19 protein-coding genes and 1 riboswitch are annotated in these 20,761 nt (G+C 62.5%); of the genes, 14 read left to right on the top strand and 5 right to left on the bottom strand.

The features are described from left to right. Nucleotides 1-29 precede the first annotated feature (29 nt). Nucleotides 30-198, top strand: a riboswitch (yybP-ykoY riboswitch). A 66-nt stretch (nt 199-264) separates the two neighbouring features. Next, on the top strand, nt 265-1,272 hold the full coding sequence (locus tag OQE56_RS17300) for a sodium:calcium antiporter (RefSeq protein ID WP_267225922.1): 1,008 nt from the start codon (nt 265-267) through the stop codon (nt 1,270-1,272). Between the two features lie 59 nt (nt 1,273-1,331). Here the strand turns inward: OQE56_RS17300 and OQE56_RS17295 are convergent, their stop codons facing one another. Beyond that, nucleotides 1,332-2,027 carry a 2OG-Fe(II) oxygenase gene (locus tag OQE56_RS17295; protein ID WP_267225921.1) on the bottom strand — a complete coding sequence of 232 codons (696 nt, stop codon included), beginning with the start codon at nt 2,025-2,027 and terminating at the stop codon, nt 1,332-1,334. A gap of 211 nt (nt 2,028-2,238) precedes the next feature. Here OQE56_RS17295 and carA point away from each other — a divergent pair, with 211 nt between their 5' ends. The 5 genes from carA to OQE56_RS17270 all read left to right on the top strand — a co-directional run bounded on the left by carA (nt 2,239) and on the right by OQE56_RS17270 (nt 7,999). Continuing rightward, nucleotides 2,239-3,375, top strand: coding sequence for a glutamine-hydrolyzing carbamoyl-phosphate synthase small subunit (gene carA, locus OQE56_RS17290; protein WP_267225919.1), 1,137 nt, complete (start codon nt 2,239-2,241; stop codon nt 3,373-3,375). Beyond that, nucleotides 3,368-6,595 carry a carbamoyl-phosphate synthase large subunit gene (gene carB, locus OQE56_RS17285; RefSeq protein ID WP_267225918.1) on the top strand — a complete coding sequence of 1,076 codons (3,228 nt, stop codon included), beginning with the start codon at nt 3,368-3,370 and terminating at the stop codon, nt 6,593-6,595. Before carA ends, carB begins: the two co-directional genes overlap by 8 nt. Then, nucleotides 6,592-7,068, top strand: coding sequence for a transcription elongation factor GreA (gene greA, locus OQE56_RS17280; protein ID WP_267225917.1), 477 nt, complete (start codon nt 6,592-6,594; stop codon nt 7,066-7,068). Before carB ends, greA begins: the two co-directional genes overlap by 4 nt. A 120-nt stretch (nt 7,069-7,188) precedes the next feature. Then, nucleotides 7,189-7,647, top strand: coding sequence for an SRPBCC family protein (locus tag OQE56_RS17275; protein ID WP_267225916.1), 459 nt, complete (start codon nt 7,189-7,191; stop codon nt 7,645-7,647). Between the two features lie 7 nt (nt 7,648-7,654). Further along, a complete protein-coding gene (locus OQE56_RS17270) occupies nt 7,655-7,999 on the top strand; it encodes an ArsR/SmtB family transcription factor (protein WP_267225915.1) in 345 nt (114 codons plus the stop codon). 77 nt (nt 8,000-8,076) lie between these two features. Here the strand turns inward: OQE56_RS17270 and ykgO are convergent, their stop codons facing one another. From ykgO to OQE56_RS17250, 4 genes are all read right to left on the bottom strand, one after another. After that, nucleotides 8,077-8,202, bottom strand: a complete 126-nt coding sequence (gene ykgO, locus OQE56_RS17265) for a type B 50S ribosomal protein L36 (protein ID WP_010342887.1) — start codon at nt 8,200-8,202, stop codon at nt 8,077-8,079. Nucleotides 8,203-8,381: 179 nt separating this feature from the next. Beyond that, the gene (locus OQE56_RS17260; RefSeq protein ID WP_267225908.1) at nt 8,382-9,278 is read right to left on the bottom strand and encodes a LysR family transcriptional regulator; all 897 of its coding nucleotides are present in this window, start codon (nt 9,276-9,278) and stop codon (nt 8,382-8,384) included. A gap of 318 nt (nt 9,279-9,596) precedes the next feature. Next, nucleotides 9,597-11,615, bottom strand: a complete 2,019-nt coding sequence (locus OQE56_RS17255; RefSeq protein ID WP_267225906.1) for an NADPH-dependent 2,4-dienoyl-CoA reductase — start codon at nt 11,613-11,615, stop codon at nt 9,597-9,599. Between the two features lie 187 nt (nt 11,616-11,802). Further along, nucleotides 11,803-12,060: an acyl-CoA-binding protein gene (locus OQE56_RS17250; RefSeq protein ID WP_267225905.1), complete on the bottom strand. Its 258-nt coding sequence runs from the start codon at nt 12,058-12,060 to the stop codon at nt 11,803-11,805. Nucleotides 12,061-12,174: 114 nt separating this feature from the next. On the opposite strand from OQE56_RS17250, the gene cmk reads away from it, so the two are divergent. The 8 genes from cmk to galU all read left to right on the top strand — a co-directional run bounded on the left by cmk (nt 12,175) and on the right by galU (nt 20,470). After that, the gene (gene cmk, locus OQE56_RS17245) at nt 12,175-12,855 is read left to right on the top strand and encodes a (d)CMP kinase (RefSeq protein ID WP_267225904.1); all 681 of its coding nucleotides are present in this window, start codon (nt 12,175-12,177) and stop codon (nt 12,853-12,855) included. A 166-nt stretch (nt 12,856-13,021) separates the two neighbouring features. Further along, nucleotides 13,022-14,695, top strand: a complete 1,674-nt coding sequence (gene rpsA, locus OQE56_RS17240) for a 30S ribosomal protein S1 (RefSeq protein ID WP_038617080.1) — start codon at nt 13,022-13,024, stop codon at nt 14,693-14,695. Nucleotides 14,696-14,766: 71 nt separating this feature from the next. After that, nucleotides 14,767-15,054 (top strand): integration host factor subunit beta, encoded by a 288-nt coding sequence (locus tag OQE56_RS17235; protein WP_267225903.1) that lies wholly within the window; start codon nt 14,767-14,769, stop codon nt 15,052-15,054. Between the two features lie 183 nt (nt 15,055-15,237). Beyond that, nucleotides 15,238-15,507: a lipopolysaccharide assembly protein LapA domain-containing protein gene (locus tag OQE56_RS17230; protein ID WP_267225901.1), complete on the top strand. Its 270-nt coding sequence runs from the start codon at nt 15,238-15,240 to the stop codon at nt 15,505-15,507. Continuing rightward, the gene (gene lapB / locus OQE56_RS17225) at nt 15,504-16,679 is read left to right on the top strand and encodes a lipopolysaccharide assembly protein LapB (protein WP_267225900.1); all 1,176 of its coding nucleotides are present in this window, start codon (nt 15,504-15,506) and stop codon (nt 16,677-16,679) included. The genes OQE56_RS17230 and lapB overlap by 4 nt, the downstream gene beginning before the upstream one ends. 7 nt (nt 16,680-16,686) lie before the next feature. Beyond that, a complete protein-coding gene (locus OQE56_RS17220; RefSeq protein ID WP_267225899.1) occupies nt 16,687-17,718 on the top strand; it encodes an MraY family glycosyltransferase in 1,032 nt (343 codons plus the stop codon). Further along, nucleotides 17,705-19,600 carry a polysaccharide biosynthesis protein gene (locus tag OQE56_RS17215; protein WP_267225898.1) on the top strand — a complete coding sequence of 632 codons (1,896 nt, stop codon included), beginning with the start codon at nt 17,705-17,707 and terminating at the stop codon, nt 19,598-19,600. The genes OQE56_RS17220 and OQE56_RS17215 overlap by 14 nt, the downstream gene beginning before the upstream one ends. Continuing rightward, nucleotides 19,601-20,470 (top strand): UTP--glucose-1-phosphate uridylyltransferase GalU, encoded by an 870-nt coding sequence (gene galU / locus OQE56_RS17210; protein ID WP_267225897.1) that lies wholly within the window; start codon nt 19,601-19,603, stop codon nt 20,468-20,470. The last annotated feature ends 291 nt before the right edge of the window (nt 20,471-20,761 follow it).

Here is a 20,761-nt window from a genome sequence, read left to right as displayed (position 1 = left end):
TGGGGCGCATGGCCACCGTTACCATTCCGATCACTGTCATTGGGGAGTAGCCATCCTCACCCCCTTGCGGCCCGCACTGGGTTGCAGCTTCAGAGGAATCCGCGTCAACAGACTTGAAGCTTCGGCTTCATGGCGTGGATGGCCTTCGGTACCTTCCGGTATCGACCGCCCGGCGAGACCTTTGGCCACGACGCGCTCACCTTTGCCGGGCGAGCTCGCGTCGCTGAGCCAATGGTTGTCCGCTCGCCCGGCCTTGGAAAAGTCATGCTCATAGCCTTGTTGTTCCTGCTCTCTGCCGGTGCGATCTACCTCGCTTGCGAGTACTTCGTAAACGGCGTGGAATGGTTCGGCCAGAAGCTCAATCTCGGGGCTACCGCCACCGGCACCATCCTGGCTGCGTTTGGTACGGCGCTGCCCGAGAGTGCGGTGACGTTTGTGGCCGTCATTCTCGGCAAGACGCCAGAGCAAAAAGACATCGGCGTGGGCGCGGCATTGGGTGGCCCCCTGGTTCTCGCCACCATCGCCTATGCCGTCGTCGGCGTGGCGCTATGGGTTAATCGTCGCCGCCTGCAGCGTGCGGACAACATCGTGCGCGTCGAGCACGGCCGCCTGGCGCGCGACCAGTCGTGGTTCCTCGCCATCTTCGTGGTGAAGTGTGGGCTTGGTCTCGTCGCTTTCGCCTTCAAGCCGTGGCTTGGTGTGCTCTTCCTGCTCGCCTACGGACTGTATGTGTGGCGCGAGCTGAAAAGCTCGGACACCGCGCCGGAAGAGGAAGCGCTTGAACCGCTGAAGTTTCAGCCGAAGGCCGCTGACCCTTCCCTGTGGTGGGTCGCGGCTCAAACGACGCTGGCACTGATCGTAATCGCGTTTGCGTCTCACACCTTCGTCAAGCAGATCGAGGCCATTGGCGTGGCATTGCAGCTGTCGCCGCACCTGGTCGCACTGGTGCTCAGTCCCGTCGCCACCGAATTGCCTGAGACCATGAACGCGCTGATCTGGGTGCGCCAGGGCAAGGAGCGCCTCGCGCTGGCGAATATCTCGGGCGCCATGATGATCCAGGCGACCATCCCCAGCTCGCTCGCGTTGTTCGCCACACCGTGGATGTTCGACGCACCGCTGATGGTGTCCGGTGTGCTCACGGGAGTCGCCGTGATTTACCTGTGGTGGATATTCCGCCGTGGCCGCGTGGACGCGCGCTGGCTGATGCCGGTGGGTCTGCTCTACGGCGTGTTTGCCGCGTACATCGCGTGGCACTACGGTAGTCAGTTGTAGATCGTAGAAAAGCGAACGGTGCGCGGAGGCATAGCCGTCCGCGCACCTCTGCATACCATCTAGTCGCGGTGCGCTGCGTTGCGGTCGCGGCCTGCGCCCAGCTTGCGATCGAGAGAACCGAACAGCTTCTTGAAGGCGCGAGAGAATTTGCCGCGCTTGGTCTTGCGCAGCTTCTCCTCTTCGCTGGTAAGCCAGGCCACCTGAATGACCCTGCGCTCACCCTCGTAGGGGAGGTGGCCGTGGAACGAGTTGTCGCAGCGCTTGAACACCGCGAACTCGCCGTACAGCGGCTTGAGCTCGGGGGCGATCATGCTGTCGATGCTGTCGATGCTGCCCAGGAATCGCAGGCAGCCATCGCTGGTGTCGGGCCACAGGTTGTTGAGGTAGAGGAGGGCCGTTGCCACTTTGGACTTGCTGTCGGTATGGATGGTGCCGTGGCGCTTGTTCAGCGAGCGGCACAGGGTAATCAGGGTGGGGTACTGCCCGAGGTTCTCGATACCCAGGCGCTCGCCAATGGCGCTGGCGAACTCGGCCGAGCTCAGGCGCTGCACCAGCGCATTGACCGACGGGCCGCAGTCGCTGGCGTCATAAGGGAAGAAGCCTGCGCTGGCGTAGCGCGGAAAGTCGCGCTCCAGCTCGCCGCGCGCCTCGTCCGGCAGCTGCCCATGGGCGATCAGGAACGGAAACGGCTCCAGCCGTATATCCGTATCTGGTCGGTCGAGGCGGGCAGGATCGAGCAGCGAGGCGGAATTCATGGACATCCAGTCAGGGGTGAGACGCCGTAAGTGTAACGCCCGTATGGTCAGCCATTGGCGTTTTTAGCTGCCCGTGTTCAGCTCTTCCGGGTGGACACCAAGGGTCCCAGCACCTAGAATTGCGACCCGCCCTGCAACATTCCTCGACCAAGGTCCACAAGCTGCTTTCGCAGCGGCTTGCGGACTTTGCTGCACCTAAAGGCGGCCTCCCATGCCCATTTCCGCATTGCTTGCCCTCGAAGACGGCAGCGTGTTCCACGGCCACGCCGTGGGCGCGACTGGTGAAACCGTCGGCGAGGTGGTTTTCAACACCGCCATGACCGGCTACCAGGAGATCCTTACCGATCCCTCGTACGCCAAACAGCTCGTCACCCTCACTTATCCCCATATCGGCAACACCGGCGTCAACGTCGAGGACGCGGAGTCCGATACGGTGCACGCCGCCGGCCTGATCGTGCGCGACGTGCCGCGCCGCCCCAGCAACTGGCGTAGCACCGAAAGCCTGCCCGATTACCTCAAGCGCCATGGCATCGTGGCCATCGCCGGCATCGACACCCGCCGGCTTACCCGCATCCTGCGCGACAAGGGCGCACTCAACGGCTGCATCGTGGCCGGCGAGCAGATCGACGCCGAGGCCGCGCTGGCCAAGGCGCGCGCCTTCCCGGGCCTCAACGGCATGGATCTGGCCAAGGTGGTCAGCGTCGGCGAGTCGTACTCGTGGAACGCGGGCATCTACGACCTCGATCGCACGGCTTTCAATCAGCCGGCCAAGCGCTTCAAGGTCGCGGCTTACGATTTCGGCGTGAAGCACAACATCCTGCGCCTGCTCGCCGAGCAGGGCTGCGATATCACGGTGGTGCCTGCGCAGACGCCGGCGGCCGACGTGCTCGCCATGAAGCCGGATGGCGTGTTCCTCTCCAACGGCCCCGGCGATCCGGCGGCCTGCGATTACGCCATCGCCGCCACGCGCGAGCTGCTTGATTCGAAGATCCCGCTCTTCGGCATCTGCCTCGGCCACCAGATCATGGGCCTCGCTCTCGGCGCCAAGACGCTGAAGATGAAGTTCGGCCATCACGGCGCGAACCATCCGGTGAAGGACATGGACGATGGCCGCGTGCTGATCACCTCGCAGAACCACGGCTTCGCCGTGGATCCGGCGACGCTGCCGGCCAACGTGCGCGTGACTCACGCCTCACTGTTCGATGGCTCGCTGCAGGGCTTCGCGCTCACGGATCGCCCGGCGTTCTGCTTCCAGGGTCACCCGGAAGCCAGCCCCGGCCCGCACGACATCGGTTACTTGTTTGATCGTTTTGCTGCACTGATGCAGGAGGCCCGCACGAATGGCTAAGCGCACTGATATCAAGAGCATCCTCATTATCGGCGCCGGCCCGATCGTTATCGGTCAGGCGTGCGAGTTCGACTACTCCGGCGCGCAGGCCTGCAAGGCGCTGAAGGAAGAGGGTTACCGTGTCATCCTGGTGAACTCCAACCCTGCCACGATCATGACCGATCCGGAGACGGCTGACGCCGTCTACATCGAGCCGATCAACTGGCAGACGGTGGAGCGCATCATCGCCAAGGAGCGCCCGGATGCCGTGCTGCCCACCATGGGTGGCCAGACCGGCCTCAATTGCGCGCTCGACCTCGCCGACAACGGCGTGCTCGAGAAGTACAACGTCGAACTGATCGGCGCGTCGCGCGAAGCCATCCGCATGGCGGAAGACCGCGAGCTGTTCCGCGTCGCCATGAAGGATATCGGCCTGGAATGCCCGAAGGCCGAGGTCGCCAAGACCTTCGAGCAGGCGGTGGAAATTCAGGTCAAGGTGGGCTTCCCCACCATCATCCGTCCCAGCTTCACGCTCGGCGGTTCGGGCGGTGGCATCGCCTACAACAAGGAAGAATTCGAAGAGATCGCCAAGCGCGGCCTTGACCTCTCGCCGGTGCACGAAATCCTCGTCGAGGAATCGGTGCTGGGCTGGAAGGAATTCGAGATGGAAGTGGTCCGCGACAAGGCGGACAACTGCATCATCGTGTGCTCGATCGAAAACCTCGACCCGATGGGCGTGCACACCGGCGACTCGATCACGGTCGCGCCGGCGCAGACGCTCACCGACAAGGAGTACCAGCGCCTGCGCGATGCCTCCATTGCGGTGCTGCGCAAGATCGGCGTGGACACTGGTGGCTCCAACGTGCAGTTCGGCATCAATGCCGAAGACGGCCGTGTGGTGGTCATCGAGATGAACCCGCGCGTGTCGCGTTCGTCGGCGCTTGCCTCCAAGGCCACCGGCTTCCCGATCGCCAAGATCGCCGCGAAGCTGGCCGTGGGTTACACGCTCGATGAGCTGAAGAACGACATCACCGGCGGCCTCACCCCGGCGTCGTTCGAGCCGACCATCGACTACGTCGTCACCAAGATTCCGCGCTTCGCGTTCGAGAAGTTCCCGGCCGCTGACGCCCGTCTCACCACGCAGATGAAGTCGGTGGGTGAGGTGATGGCGATGGGCCGCACCTTCCACGAGTCGCTGCAGAAGGCGCTGCGTGGTCTGGAAATCGGCAAGACGGGTCTGAACCCGACCGGCCTGGACCTGACCACCGATGATGGCCTGGCAGTGCTCAAGCGCGAGCTGCGCGAGCCGCGTCCGGATCGCGTGTTCCACCTTGCCGATGCATTCCGCGCAGGTCTCACGCTGGACGAGGTGTACAGCCTCAGCCGCGTCGATCCCTGGTTCCTCGCTGCGTTCGAGGACATCGTGCTGACCGAGAAGGAAGTGGAAGCGCAGGGTATTGCTGCGCTGGACGCTCTGCGCATGCGCGAACTCAAGCGCATGGGCTTCTCCGATGCGCGTCTGGCCGAATTGCTCGACACCAACGAAGCCGCGCTGCGCCACCTGCGCCGCACGCTGGGCGTGCGCCCGGTGTACAAGCGCGTGGACTCGTGTGCGGCCGAGTTCGCCACCACCACGGCCTACATGTACTCGACCTACGAGGAAGAGTGCGAAGCCAATCCGACCAACCGCGACAAGATCGTGGTGCTCGGCGGTGGTCCGAACCGTATCGGTCAGGGCATCGAGTTCGACTACTGCTGCGTGCACGCAGCGCTCGCACTGCGCGAGGATGGTTTCGAAACCATCATGGTCAACTGCAACCCGGAAACCGTGTCGACCGACTACGACACCTCCGATCGCCTGTACTTCGAACCGCTGACGCTGGAAGACGTGCTCGAGATCATCGACCTCGAGAAGCCGAAGGGCGTGATCGTGCAGTACGGCGGCCAGACCCCGCTGAAGCTGGCGCGTGCATTGGAGGCCGCTGGCGCACCCGTGATCGGCACCTCGCCGGATAGCATCGACCTGGCGGAAGACCGCGAACGCTTCCAGCAGATGATCGAGAAGATCGGCCTGAAGCAGCCGCCGAACCGCACCGCACGCAACGCCGATGAAGCCTTGGCGCTGGCGCGCGAAATCGGCTATCCGCTGGTGGTGCGCCCGAGCTATGTGCTGGGCGGCCGCGCGATGGAAATCGTCTACAGCGACGCCGACCTCACGCGCTACATCCGCGAAGCGGTGCAGGTATCCAATGATTCGCCGGTGCTGCTCGATCGCTTCCTCGACCACGCGGTCGAAGTGGACGTGGACATCATCGCGGACGCCGAAGGCAATGTGCTGGTGGGCGGCATCATGGAGCATATCGAGGAAGCCGGCGTGCACTCGGGCGATTCGTCCTGCTCGCTGCCGCCGTACTCGCTGACCAGCGAGATGCAGGATGAACTGCGTCGTCAGGTTGCCATGATGGCGAGGGAGTTGAAGGTCATCGGCCTGATGAACACGCAGTTCGCCATCCAGGGCGACACCGTGTTCATCCTCGAAGTGAATCCGCGCGCCTCGCGTACGGTGCCGTTCGTGTCCAAGGCGACGGGTGTGCCGCTCGCCAAGATCGCGGCGCGCGCCATGGCTGGCCGCACGCTCAAGGCGCAGGGCACGACGAAGGAAGTGATTCCGGAGTACTACTCGGTGAAGGAAGCGATCTTCCCGTTCCTGAAGTTCCAGAACGTGGACCCGATCCTTGGCCCCGAAATGCGCTCCACCGGTGAGGTGATGGGCGTGGGCCGCAGCTTTGGCGCAGCGTTCGCGCGCGGCCACGAAGCGGCTTCGATCAAGACGCCGCCGAAGGGCAAGGTGTTCGTGTCGGTGCGCGATGCCGACAAGGCTCGCCTGCTGCCGGTAGCGCGCGAAGTGCTGGAGCGTGGCTTCAGCCTCGTCGCCACCGAAGGCACGGCCAAGTATCTGGCTGAGAACGGCGTGGCTTGCGAGCGCATCAACAAGGTCGCCGAAGGCCGTCCGCACATCGTCGACCTGATCAAGAACGGCGAGATCGTCTATATCGTCAACACGACGGAGGGCAAGGCGGCCATCGCCGACTCGTTCTCGATCCGGCGCGAGGCCCTGCAGCAGCGCGTTACGTACTCCACCACGGTGGCGGGCGCACGCGCACTGGTGCATTCGCTCGACTTCCACGGTGATGGCGAAGTGCACAGCCTGCAGGAACTGCACAAGGAGCTGAATGCATGAGTCGTGCTCCCATCACCAAGATCGGCTCTGAGCGTCTTCGCGGTGAGCTGGAAAAGCTGAAGTCCATCGATCGGCCGCATATCATTGCGGCCATCGCTGAGGCTCGTGCGCATGGCGATCTCAAGGAGAACGCCGAGTACCACGCCGCGCGTGAGCAACAGAGCTTCATCGAAGGTCGCATCGCTGCGCTCGAGGCGTTGCTGTCTACTGCCGAGGTCATCGACGTGAGTCGTTTGGCGGCCGGTTCGCGCGTCGTGTTTGGCGCCACGGTAGATCTGGAGGACGAGGACAACGGCGAAGCCGTGACCTACCAGATCGTTGGTGACCTGGAGGCGGATATCAAACTGCGCCTTATCGCCGTGTCTTCGCCGATCGCGCGCGCGCTGATCGGCAAGAGCGAGGGGGACAGCTTCGAGTTCAATGCGCCCAATGGTGTGAAGCGTTACGAGATCACCGGCGTCCGCTACGCCTGATTGCGTCGAAAGCAGAAACAAAGAGAGGGCCTTTGGCCCTCTCTTTTTGTTCAGATAAAGAGCAACCAAATGGTTGCAATGGGGTCATGGCGGGAGCAATATGCAGCTTGGAGGTTGCCTATGAACGCTTCGACTGATCGTATTGAGCGCGAGACCTTGCTCAAGGCCCCGTTGGCAAAAGTATGGAATGCGCTTGCCGATGCGGAATCGTTTGGCGAGTGGTTCGGCGTCGCCCTGAAAGGACAGCGCTTTGTCGCTGGCGAGCCTGTGCGCGGAAACATCACCTATCCCGGCTACGAACACCTCGTGTTCGAGGCGCTGGTCGAGCGGGTGGAGCCGCAGCGGGTGCTGTCATTCCGCTGGCATCCTTACGCTGTCGATCCCGCCATGGATTACTCGCAGGAACCCATGACGCTGGTGGTGTTCGAGCTGGAGTCCGTGAAGGACGGCACGTTGTTGCGGGTGGTGGAGTCGGGTTTCGATGGCATCCCGCTGTCGCGTCGTGACGAAGCATTCCGCATGAATAGCAGTGGCTGGACCGAGCAGATGACAAATATCGGGGCCTATGTCGACCGTTGATCGTCGAGTGACAAAGCCATCGGCGCTGAAGGTTCCGGTATTGCGCAAATCCGCGTCGATCTTCGCCGCGCTGGGCGACGAAACCCGGTTGCGCATGGTTGCCGCGCTGTGCGCAGGCGGTGCCATGTCGATCGCGCAACTCACGGCGGGCACGGATATCACCCGTCAGGCGGTGACCAAGCATCTGTTGGTGCTTGCCGAGGCGGGACTGGTCCGTGACGTCAAACAGGGGCGCGAACGCCTGTGGGAGTTCGAGCCGTCGCACCTGGAAGAGGCGAGGCGTTCGCTGGAAGCGATTGCGCTGCAGTGGGATCAGGCGCTGGCGAGGCTGAAGTCGTTCGTGGAGAAGTAACGGCGGCAAGTACTTTGGTGCGCGTAATAAAAAAGGCCGCTTGCGCGGCCTTTTTTCATAGGTGCGTCGCGCAAAACTTAGCGCTGACGAGCCTTGAAACGCGGGTTGCTCTTGCAGATCACGAAAACTTTGCCGCGACGACGCACAACCTTGCAGTCACGGTGCCGCGCCTTGGCGGACTTCAAAGAGGAAAGCACCTTCACGGCCAGCTCCTGAAACGAACTAATGGAAAATATAAGAACGAAATAGTAAACAACTTGCGCACTTTGCACAAGTCTTTGGATGAACTGAGCAATTCTGCCTCACGAAGGTGAAGAAAGACGCTCATGCAGGGCTGTTCGCGCGAATCGGGGGGGGCGTCGGTTCGCGCATGAACGAGCGTTCATTCCGGTTCCGTCATGACGCTCAGAAAACGCCGCACCACGGGTGAGGGGTCATCTGCCCGGCTGGCCAGGGCCAACAGCATAAACGCATCGGGATCCTCGAGCCGGAGATAGCTCACGCCAGCGAGACTCACCGAACGCATCGAGGCGGGCACCAGGGCCAGTCCCATGCCAGCCGCCACCAGTACTAGCAAACCATTGATCTGCTGGGCGTGCTGGCGGATCAGCGGATGGAAGTTGGCCTTGGCGGCGATCTGGGCAAGGCGGTCATACAGCGTCGCGGCCAGTTCGCGCGGCTGCACGATGAAGGCCTCCATGGCCACTTCACGCAGCCAGATGCTTTCCCGGCTTGCCAAAGGGTGGTTGGAGGGCAGGGCCAGCAGCAGCGGCTCGCGGTCGATGACGTCCAGGCGCAGATTGCGCGCCATGCCCTGATGCTCTGGCTCGTCGCGCACGAAGCCGACGTCCAGATCGCCCGAGAGCAGGGCAGCGTACTGCTGCTCGGTATACATCTCGCTGAGGATCAGCCGCACCTGCGGCGCAAAGCTGCGGTAGCGCAGCAGGGTCTGGGGCAGGGCGGGGTGGAACGTGACCGACACCGTATAGGCCAGGCGCAGCTTGCCGCTGAAGCCGGTCGCCGCGTCGGCCATCTGGGCGCGTGCTTCCTCGGCCTTATCCAGGATCTGGCGGGCCTGTTCAAGAAACAATTTGCCCGGTTCGGTCAGCGAAACGTTGCGCTTGTTGCGCTCCAGCAGGCGTACCCCTAGGTCGTTCTCAAGTGCCTGTATTTGCTGAGAAAGAGGGGGCTGTGAAATGTATAGCCGCTGGGCCGCCCGGGTGAAGCTGAGCTCCTCGGCGACCGTTACAAAGTAACGAAGCTGACGGAAGTCGAACATGGCAAGGGCTTTAATAGGTTTTTCGAATAAGTAGGCCTCTAAATATATATTTGTTTCTATAACTCGTCGATCATATTATTTCTTCCGTCCCGCCACCGTCCCCTCCCCCCAGGTGGCGGCGACCCTCGCCCCGCTGCAACGCTATCCCCGCGATATCTGGTCTTCCTCCCCCCTGACCCATATCGACGCGTTGCCCAGCGGGGCGCTTTCTTTTTCAGTACAACGCCCGGCCAAAAGCCGGGCGTTGTCGTTTCTGGGCCACGGCCGCCCGATACGGGAGTGCACTCGTGCGCTCCCGCTATGAGGTCGGTCAGGTGCTCAGAGGGTGGCGGCGAGGCGCGTGCCCTGATCAATGGCGCGCTTTGCATCCAGCTCGGCGGCTACATCAGCGCCACCGATGATGTGCGTCTTGATGCCAGCCGTCGTAAGGGTGTCAGCCAGGGCGCGATTGGGTTCCTGGCCGGCGCACACGATGATGTTGTCCACTGGCAATACCTGCGGCTTGCCGTCCACAGTGATGTGCAGGCCCTGGTCATCGAAGCGCTCGTAGTTGACGCTGCCCAGCATGTTGACGCGCTTGGCCTTGAGCGTGGCGCGGTGCACCCATCCAGTGGTCTTGTTGAGGCGTGCGCCGGGGCGGCCTTCTGAGCGCTGCAGCAGCCACACTTCGCGAGCCGGTGTTTCTGGCTTGGCCGGTGCAAGGCCGCCGCGTGTGTCGAGCTGCATGTTCACGCCCCATTCGCGGGTCCAGCGCGAAATGTCGAGTGTGGCGGAGGGTGGGTGCTCCACAAGGAATTCCGCCACATCGAAACCAATGCCACCCGCGCCGATGATGGCCACGCGCTGGCCCACCGGCTTGTTGTGCGCAAGCACATCGAGGTAGCTGAGCACACGTGCGTCGTCGCTGCCGGGGAAGTGGATACGGCGCGGTGTGATACCCGTTGCAATGACGACTTCGTCATGCCCGGCGCCGGCCAGCGAGGCCGCATCAGCGGTCTGGCCGAGCTTGACCGTCACGCCCGTGTCCTCCAGTCGATGGCGGAAATAGCGCAGGGTTTCGTGGAATTCCTCTTTGCCTGGAATGCGCTTGGCGTAGTTGAACTGTCCGCCGATGTCGCTTGCCTGGTCGATCAGTGTTACTGCGTGTCCGCGTTCTGCAAGTGTGCTTGCGCAGGCCAGGCCGGCAGGGCCCGCACCAATCACCGCAATGTTCTTGCGTGCGGGAGCGGGATCGATGCGGAGCTCCGTCTCGTGGCAGGCACGAGGGTTGAGCAGGCAGCTCGCACGGCGCTTCTGGAACACGTGATCAAGACAGGCCTGATTGCACGCGATGCACGTGTTGATGCGTTCGCTGCGCCCGGCCTGGGCTTTCCTGGGCCACTCGGGATCGGCCAGCAGCGGGCGTGCCATCGACACCATGTCTGCTTCGCCACTGGCGAGGATTTGCTCTGCCACTTCAGGCATGTTGATGCGATTGGTGGTGATGAGCGGAATCGACACCTCGCCCTTCAGCTTCTTTGTAACCCACGCAAAACCGGCACGAGGCACGCTGGTAACGATCGTGGGCACACGCGCTTCATGCCATCCGATGCCGGTGTTGATGATGCTTGCGCCAGCCGCTTCGATGGCCTTGGCCAGCGTGACGATCTCGTTCCAGTCCTGGCCGTTCTCCACCAGATCAAGCATCGACAAACGATAGATGATGATGAAGTCACGCCCCACGGCTTCACGTGTGCGGCGAACGATTTCCACCGGAAAACGCATACGTTTGGCGGCATCGCCACCCCATGCATCGTTGCGCTGGTTGGTGCGGGCCGTCAGAAACTGATTGATCAAATAGCCTTCCGAACCCATCACTTCGATGCCGTCATAGCCAGCATCCTGGGCCAGCCTGGCGCAACGGACGAAGTCACCGATGGTGCGTTCGACGCCGCGCGAAGAGAGCGCTCGTGGGGTAAAGGGTGTGATCGGCGACTTGATCTTCGATGGCGCCACCGACAGCGGGTGATAGCCATAACGGCCTGCATGCAGGATCTGCATGCACAGCTTGCCACCCTCCGCATGTACTGCGCGGGTGAGTTTGCGATGGCGCGCCACATGCCACGGCATGGTCAGGCGGCCTCCGAAGGGCGCCAGCCATCCCTCAATGCTGGGCGCGATGCCGCCGGTCACCATCAGGCCAACGCCGCCGCGCGCGCGCTCCGCGAAGTAGGCGGCGAGTTTGTCGTAGTCGCTGGCTTTGTCTTCCAACCCGGTGTGCATCGAGCCCATCAGGATGCGGTTGGGCAGGGTGGTATGCCCGAGATCGAGCGGGGCGAATAGGCGAGGGAAGTTCATGGCGGCCCCGAAAGGTTCAAACGATCGTATGAATGTGCCCGGGTCATGCGTTTGAAAGCAAGGGGGCACCATCGGCCATCCCGCGAAAATCGCGGGAGCCGGGAACGAAGCGATTGGGGTGGCGCCAGATTTCCGGCCTGTGCCGGAGCGCCTTCAGATCGGGGCGGGGATCAGCGGGAAGGGCGGGTCAGGCCAGCAGATCGTGCACCAGCTCGATGTAGCGCTGCATGGCGTCATCTCCGGGGAGCCCGCGCAGTTGCGCCCACGCTTCGTACTTGGCGGTGCCGATGAAGTCGAAGAAGCCAGGCTGTTCGCCGTGGACATCGCCTTCGGAGCCCTGCTTGTAGAGGGCGTAGAGCTTGAGCAGGGTGTCGTTGTCCGGTCGCTGTCCAAGGCGCTGGATGTTTTCAGCGGCTTGTTCGAATTCGCGACGCAGATCGGTCATGGTTTGGACTTGCATGGTCAGACGGACTAATGAGGGCTACAGGAAATCCCGCGTTCCGTGCGAGGACCAACGCGATAGCATATGCGTTTTCTTTCGCCGCCGTCAGGAGTCCCTATGACCTCGTCTTCGTCCGTCCCTGTACTCACCATCGACGGGCCTTCGGGGTCGGGCAAGGGCACCATCAGCCGTCTGGTGGCGGAAACGCTGGGTTGGCGGCTGCTGGACTCCGGGGCACTTTACCGTGCAGTGGGCTATGCCGCGGGCGCGGAGGGGCTGGATCTCTCCGACGTTGAGGCAGTCACCCGGTGCGCCCAGACCACCAAGATCCGCTTTCACGCTGCGCCGGACGGCGAGGACACCCGGGTGCTGGTGAATGGCCACGACGCCACGGACGAACTGCGCACCGAAACGGCGGGTGCGGCTGCCTCTGCCATTGCCTCGATTCCTTCGGTGCGTCAGGCACTTGTAGATATGCAGCTGGCTTTTCGCAAGGCCCCGGGCCTGGTGGCGGACGGGCGCGATATGGGCACGGTGATCTTCCCCGAGGCGCCCTTCAAGGTCTTTCTGACGGCGAGCGCCGCCGAACGGGCGAAAAGGCGCTATAAGCAGTTGAAGGAAAAGGGACTCAGCGTTACACTTGCTACCCTTCAGCGCGAGATCGAAGCGCGTGACGCCCGCGATGCATCGCGAGCGGTCGCGCCGCTCAAGCCGGCCGCGGATGCGGTTTTTATCGACACCACCGGCATGGGCATCGACGTCGTCGTCGCGAAAGTATTGGCTGTCGTGCAGTCCTGATAGGGCTGCCGGCGGCTTTTGGCGCCCCTGCCCTGGCGGGGGATATTGGTCAACGGTGCCAAGGGAGCGATCCCAAGACACCCATAACCGGTGGGCCGACCGTCCGTGCGCCATTCATACAGGTGCGCACAAGGACCTAAGGCCTTTTCTCATTTCTGGAATCAACATGACTGAAAGTTTTGCCGAACTGTTTGAACAGAGCCAACAGGCTATCTCCAAGCTGAAGCCGGGCGCGATCGTCACGGGTATCGTTGTGGAAATCCGCAACGACGTCGTCGTGATCAACGCTGGCCTGAAGAGCGAAGGCATCGTCCCGATCGAGCAGTTCAAGGACGAGAGCGGAGAGCTGGAAGTGCAGGTAGGCGATGAGGTGAAGGTTGCCCTCGACGCCCTGGAAGACGGTTTCGGCGAGACCAAGCTCTCCCGTGAGAAGGCCAAGCGTTCCATGGTATGGGACGACCTCGAGCAGGCCTTCGACAAGGAAGAGACCATCACCGGCAAGATTTCCGGCAAGGTCAAGGGTGGTTTCACCGTCGACATCAAGGACGTCCGCGCATTCCTGCCGGGCTCGCTGGTCGACGTCCGTCCGGTCCGCGATCCGGTTTACCTGGAAGGCAAGGACCTCGAGTTCAAGATCATCAAGCTCGACCGCAAGCGCAACAACGTTGTGGTCAGCCGCCGTGCCGTCGTCGAGACCGAGTTCTCCGAGGAGCGCGAGAAGCTGCTTGAGCGCCTCACCGAGGGCGCAGTGGTCAAGGGCACGGTCAAGAACCTCACCGACTACGGCGCATTCGTGGACCTGGGCGGTATCGACGGCCTGCTGCACATCACCGACATGGCGTGGAAGCGCGTGCGTCATCCGTCCGAAGTCGTCAACGTCGGCGACGAGCTGGACGTCCGCGTGCTGAAGTACGACCGCGAGCGTAACCGCGTGTCGCTGGGCCTCAAGCAGCTGGGTGACGATCCGTGGGTCGCCATCGCCCGCCGCTACCCGGTCGGCAGCCGCCTGTTCGGCAAGGTCTCCAACGTCACCGATTACGGCTGCTTCGTCGAGATCGAGCCGGGCGTGGAAGGCCTGGTCCACGTGTCCGAAATGGACTGGACCAACAAGAACGTCAACCCGGCCAAGGTTGTGCAGGTTGGTGACGAGACCGAAGTGATGGTGCTGGACGTGGATGAAGAGCGTCGCCGCATCTCGCTGGGTATCAAGCAGACCCGCTCGAACCCGTGGGAAGCCTTCGCAGCGATGCACAAAAAGGGCGACAAGGTGTCCGGTCAGATCAAGTCGATCACCGACTTCGGCATCTTCATCGGCCTGGATGGCGGCATCGACGGTCTGGTCCACCTGTCCGACATCTCCTGGCAGGCCTCCGGTGAAGACCTCGTTCGCAACTTCAAGAAGGGCGACGAGATCGAAGCCGTGGTGCTGGCCGTGGATCCGGAGCGCGAGCGCATCTCCCTCGGCATCAAGCAGATGGAGCAGGATCCGTTTGGTCAGTTCATGGCCACCAATCCGCGCGGCACCATCGTCAACGGTACCGTGAAGGAAGTGGACGCCAAGGGCGCCGTGATCGATCTGGGCGAGGGCGTCGAGGGTTACCTGCGCGCCAACGACATCGCCAAGGAGCGCATCGACGATGCCACGCAGCATCTGAAGGTGGGCGACAAGGTCGAAGCCAAGTTCACCGGCATGGACCGTAAGGGCCGCCAGCTGCAGCTGTCGATCCGCGCGAAGGACGAAGAAGAACTGCACGACGCTATGGCCGAGTACTCGAACGCCTCCGGCGGTACGACGAAGCTCGGTGCGCTGCTCAAGGAGCAGCTCAACAAGGCTGACTAAGCAGTACGCAGTAGGAATGCGGGGCGGCGCTCAGCCGCCCCGCGATTTCACGTCACGGACATTGGGGACCCATGACCAAATCCGAATTGATTGAGGCGCTGTCACGGCGTCAGACCCACCTCGCGTTCGCCGATGTGGAGTTGGCGGTCAAGAGCGTGATCGAACAGATGAGCCACGCCCTGTCCAATGGCGAGCGCATTGAAGTTCGCGGTTTCGGCAGCTTTGCCTTGCACTATCGTCCGCCTCGCATGGGCCGCAATCCCAAGACGGGCGACGCCGTAGCGCTTCCGGGTAAGCACGTTCCGCACTTCAAGCCGGGCAAGGAACTGCGTGAGCGCGTCAACCTGAATCTGGATTGATATCCGGCCATCGGATGTCATGCCAAGAACTTGCGAAGGCAGGCGGCCCCAGGGCCGATCCTGCCTTCTTTTTTTTAAACGGCTCAGTACATCAAGCGTGCTTTTCTGACGCGGTACCTGCTTTATGAAGGGCATGCGAATGCACGCCTGTGATGACCTTTGGCAATCGGGTAAAGTCGCGGGATGCGACTGATTGTGACGCTGATCCTTCTGTTCTTTATTGCCGCGGGCATTGTGCTGGGCGCGCTCAATGCCGACCTGGTCGGCTATGACCTCGGGTTTGTACGCCTGCAGCTGCCCAAAGGTGCCGCTTTGCTGCTGGCGCTCGTGATCGGCTGGCTACTGGGCGGGCTTACCGCTTGGCTGGGCGTCAGTTCACGGCATCGGCGCCAGCGTCGTCAGGCGTCGAAGCAAGCAGGCGCCAAGGCCAAGACCACGCCGGCCGGTGCATGAACGCGCTTCAGTACGTCCTTATCCTGTTGGTACCCGCGGCGTTCGCCAGTGGCTGGTGGACGGCCCGCAGGGCGGGTGTACGCCGCTCCGGCGCGCAGGTCAGTGAGCTTTCTTCCGACTACTTCCGCGGACTGAACTACCTGCTCAACGAAGAGCAGGACAAGGCGATCGAAGTCTTCCTCAAACTCGCCGAATACAACCGCGATACGGTGGAAACCCATCTCGCTCTGGGCAACCTGTTCCGGCGTCGCGGCGAGGTGGACCGGGCCATTCGCCTGCACCAGCACCTGGTATCGCGCCCCGGTTTGTCCGACGCCATGAAGACGGTCGCCTTGCTTGAGCTGGGCGAGGATTACATGCGTGCGGGCTTGCTCGACCGCGCGGAAACCTTGTTCTCCGATCTGGTCGCGATGGATGCGCACGCGCCTTCGGCATTGCGCCACTTGATCGCGATCTACCAGCACGAGCGCGATTGGCACAAAGCGATTGAGCACGCACGCCGGCTGGAAGCCATGACCGGTGAGGACGAAGCCGGCATGATCGCGCAGTTCTACTGCGAGCTGGCCGAGCAATCGCGGCAGCATGGCGCGCGGCAGGATGCACGCGAGTATCTGCGTCAGGCCTTTGCCTGTCAGGCCGATTGCGTACGTGCCTTCATGCTTACCGGCCGGCTGTATGCCGAGGAAGGTCAGCACGCCGAAGCGGCCAAGGTTTATGAGCAGGCGGTGGAGGCGGATATCGCCTTTGTGCCGGAAATCCTTCCGCCGTTGCTCAACAGTTACGCCCGCTCCCAACAGATGGAACATGCGGAGCATTTTCTGCGTGACATTCTTGAGCGTTATCACGGCATCTCGCCGGTGCTCGCGCTCACGCGCCTTTATCAGCAGCGCGACGGTGAACGCACAGCGATCGAGTTCCTCACGTCGCAGTTGCGTCAGCGTCCTTCCGTGCGCGGGCTGATGGCGTTGATCGATGCCACCATGGACAAGATCGAAGGCGAGGCGCGGGAGAATTTCCTGATTCTGCGCGATCTCACCAAGAAGCTGCTGGAAGGCCAGGCCATGTATCGCTGCAGCCGCTGCGGCTTCGGTGCCAAGGCGCATCATTGGCAGTGCCCGAGCTGCAAGAGCTGGAGCACGATTCGCCCGATTCATGGTGTGGCCAACGAATGAGGTTCGGATGACGTCTGTTTCGCTGGCGATAGGGATAGTGCTGGCCTCGTTGTTGATCGCGCTGATCGTGGTGCGCGGTGCGATTGCCTATGCGCATCGCCGAGGGATGATGGATCTGCCGGGGCAGCGTCGCTCGCACACCATTCCCACACCGCGTGGCGGCGGCATTGGCATTGTCGTTGCCGTACTGCTGACGATGCCCCTTGCTCTGCTTACCTTGCCGGCGGCGTGGCCCATACCCGTCGTGCTCTCGCTTTCAGCTGCCACTTTGCTGGTGGCAGCGGTTGGTTGGTGGGACGACCATCGCTCCCTGCCCGTGCTGCCACGGCTGGGCATCCAGCTGCTGTCGGCTGCGTTGATTGCCTTTGCGCTCGCGACGGGCGGCATGTCGTGGTGGTGGGTGCCCTTGCTGGTGCTCGCGGGTGGCTGGAGCATCAACCTGCACAACTTTATGGATGGCATTGATGGTCTGCTGGCGCAGCAGGTGATTTTTGTCGGTGTGGGGCTGGCGCTGCTGGCTTATGCGGCCGCCCAGCCTGCGCTTATGACGGCGGCAGCCAGCCTGGCGGCTGCGGCATTGGGCTTCTGGTACTACAACCGGCCCCGGGCCCGCATTTTCATGGGGGATGTGGGCAGCGGCACCATGGGGTTGCTGCTGTTTGCCCTCGTGGCGCTGCTCTGGCGGGTGGATTGGCACCTGCTCTGGCCGGCTTTGATCCTCAGTTCATCTTTTGTAGCGGACGCTACGCTTACCCTGTTGGGGCGTATGGTGGCTGGCCGTCGTTGGTACACTGCGCACCGCGAACATCTTTACCAGTGGTTGGTTCGCAGTGGATTTACGCATGCCGGAGGGGGGGCGTGCTATCTGGCCTGGAACATGTTGGTGGCGGCTCCGCTGGCCGCACTTGCATGGGCCTGGCCGGCATGGGCGGTGCCGGTATTTATCGGTACCTACCTGATAGCGACCGCCGTATGGATACTCATGAAGCGCCAGTGTTTGCGGCGCGTTTCGCACAAGGTCTGTCATGTCGCTTCGTAAATGGGTCAGTGTCATTCATCCGCGTACGGCCGTGGTGTTGCACGACCTGCTGATGGCTGCGCTGGCGTGGTGGATCGCCAAGGCGTTGCGCTACGCCATGATCGACAACGCGGCGATCAGCTTTCATGCGCTCGAATTTCCGCTGGTGCTGCTGGTCCAGGGCGCCGTCATGAGCTGGACAGGTCTTTACAAAGGCGTCTGGCGCTTTGCCAGCCTGCCTGATCTGTGGAACATCCTGCGCGCGGCGATCATCGGCGCGCTCGCCATTGCCGCCGTACTCATTCTCTACAACCGACTGGCTGACGTACCGCGCTCGGTGTTGCTGCTTTATCCCGTGGTGCTCGCCGTGTTGCTGGGTGGCCCCCGCCTGGCTTACCGCTTCTGGAAAGACAGCCGTGTCGACGTGTTCCAGGCCAAGCCTGCGCAGCGCGTTCTGATTGTTGGCGCGGATCGCGCTGGCGAGGCGCTTTCGCGCGACCTGCTTCGCGACAACGGCTATACCGTCGTGGGCTTCGTCGATGACAGCGAAAGTCTGCGTGGCGCCAGTATCAGCGGCCGGCCGGTGCTGGGGCGCATCGAGCAGATTCCCGAGCTCGCACGCGAGGTGGCGGCGCAGATGCTGCTGATCGCGATGCCCGCCGCTTCGACGCAGGAAATGCGTCGCGTGGTGGAGCTGTGTGATCTGAGCGGTTTGCCTTACCGCACCGTTCCCAAATTGGAGGACGTGGTTTCCGGCCGCGCGCACTTCAACGAGATCAAGGAAGTGGCGATTGAAGACCTGCTTGGCCGGGACACGGTGGAGCTGGACTGGACCGCCATTCGCGTGACGCTCACCGGGCGTCGCGTACTGGTTACGGGTGGTGGCGGTTCGATCGGCTCGGAGCTCTGCCGTCAGGTGGCCCGCCTTGGGGCGCAATCGTTGTGCGTCGTGGAAAACTGCGAGTTCAATCTCTACCGGATTTCGCAGGAGCTGCGTGCGGAGTATCCCGAACTGATTTTCGAAGGCGTGCTCGCCGATTGCGGCGATACGGCGGCCATGCGCAAGCTGTTCGGCGAATATAAGCCGCAGGTCGTGTTCCATGCGGCCGCTTACAAGCATGTGCCTATGCTGCAGGCGCAGCTGCGTGCGGCGTTCCGCAATAACGTGATGGCTACGCGAAACGTGGCCGATCTGGCTGACCGGCACGAGGTGGAATGCTTCGTGTTGATTTCCACCGACAAGGCGGTGAATCCCACCAGTGTGATGGGCGCCTGCAAGCGTCTCGCGGAAATCTGGTGTCAGAACCTCAACGAGCATTCGAACACTCACTTCATTACGGTGCGTTTCGGCAATGTGCTCGATTCCGCAGGGTCGGTGGTGCCGCTGTTCCGCGAGCAGATTCGCAATGGCGGGCCGGTGACCATCACCCATCCGGAGATCTCCCGCTACTTCATGACCATTCCGGAAGCCTGTCAGTTGATCCTGCAGGCGGCCAGCATCGGCAAGGGCGGTGAGATTTTTGCGCTGGATATGGGCGAGCCGATCAAGATCCGCGATCTGGCCGAGCAGATGATCCGCCTGGCGGGACGTAAGCCCGGCACGGAAATTCCGATTGTCTACACGGGACTGCGCTCCGGCGAAAAACTGTTCGAGGAATTGTTCCACCCCCTCGAGAACTACATCGAGACGACGCATGCGAAGATTTTTCTCGCCCAGTACCGTCCGGTTAAGTGGGATCTGCTCAACATTCAGATGGCCAGGGCGGCCGATGCGGTGGTCGCCTATGACGAAGACGCGTTGCGCGCCTGCGTATCCCATTTGCTGCCATCGTTTCGCTGGGGCGAGTCGTCGCAGCCGGGCAACGTGGTGTCGCTGCGCCGCAATGATTCAGGAGAGAAGTAAGTGAGCAAGCTGCGTAAGGTCGTGTTCCCTGTCGCCGGTCTCGGCACGCGTTTCCTGCCGGCCACCAAGGTGGTGGCGAAGGAGATGTTGCCGGTGCTGGATCGTCCCTTGATTCAGTACGCCGTAGACGAGGCCGTGGACGCGGGCGCGGACACGCTGATCTTTGTCACCAATCGCTATAAGCACGCGATTGCCGACTATTTCGACAAGGCGTACGAGCTGGAAGCGAAACTGCAGGAGAAGGGCAAGGACGAACTGCTTGCTCTGGTGCAGGGCACGTTGCCCAAGCATGTGCGCGCCATCTTTGTGACCCAGCCCGAAGCGCTTGGCCTCGGTCACGCGGTGCTGTGCGCTAAGCCGGTGGTGGGTGATGAGCCGTTTGGCGTTGTCCTTCCGGACGACCTTATCTGGAACAAGGGCAAGGGTGCCCTGCGCCAGATGGCGGAGCTCGCCGAAGGGCAGCAGGCCGGTGTGATCGCCGTCGAAGAGGTGCCACACAGCGACACCGACAAGTACGGCATCGTCGACGCCACGCCTGTCGATGAGCGCAGCGCGCAGATTCGCCACATGGTCGAGAAGCCCAAGCCGGCCGATGCGCCGTCCAACCTCGCCGTGGTGGGCCGTTATGTGCTGCCGGGACGCATCTTCGAGCTGCTGGAGCAGACCACGCCGGGCGCCGGCGGCGAGATTCAGCTGACCGACGCCATTGAGGCGCTGCTCAAGGAGCAGGGCAAGGTGCTGGCTTATCGTTTTGAAGGTACTCGCTTCGACTGCGGCAACAAGGCTGGTCTGGTGCGCGCCACCATGCATATGGCCCTGCAGGACCCCAAGCTTGCGCCGGTGGTGCGCGAGCTTATGGCTGCACTCTGACGCTTCGTCAGGCGGTCGGCGCCTAGCGCCGGCCGCCCATGCTGCGACCGCTTCGGCAGTCGCTGCATCCCATACAGGCCCTGTCGCGCAAGGCGACGCGGGCGACTTCGCACGAGTCAGACTTTTCCTCATGCGTCTTTGACTGGCGCATGCCAGAATCCGCCCTGCATTTCGCCATGTTCGGCGAGCAGGATGATGTGGGGAACACCCGGTGTGTCAGGTCCGCTTCGCGAGAGGCGGGTGTTTTGGCGCATCCGGGCTTTGCCCAAGGCCGGGCCATGCGCCGTCACC

Source organism: Dyella silvae, from assembly GCF_026421305.1.
GTDB lineage: Bacteria > Pseudomonadota > Gammaproteobacteria > Xanthomonadales > Rhodanobacteraceae > Dyella > Dyella silvae.
Note: the sequence above shows the minus strand (reverse complement) of the source record. Positions and strands in the feature narration are given on the sequence as shown.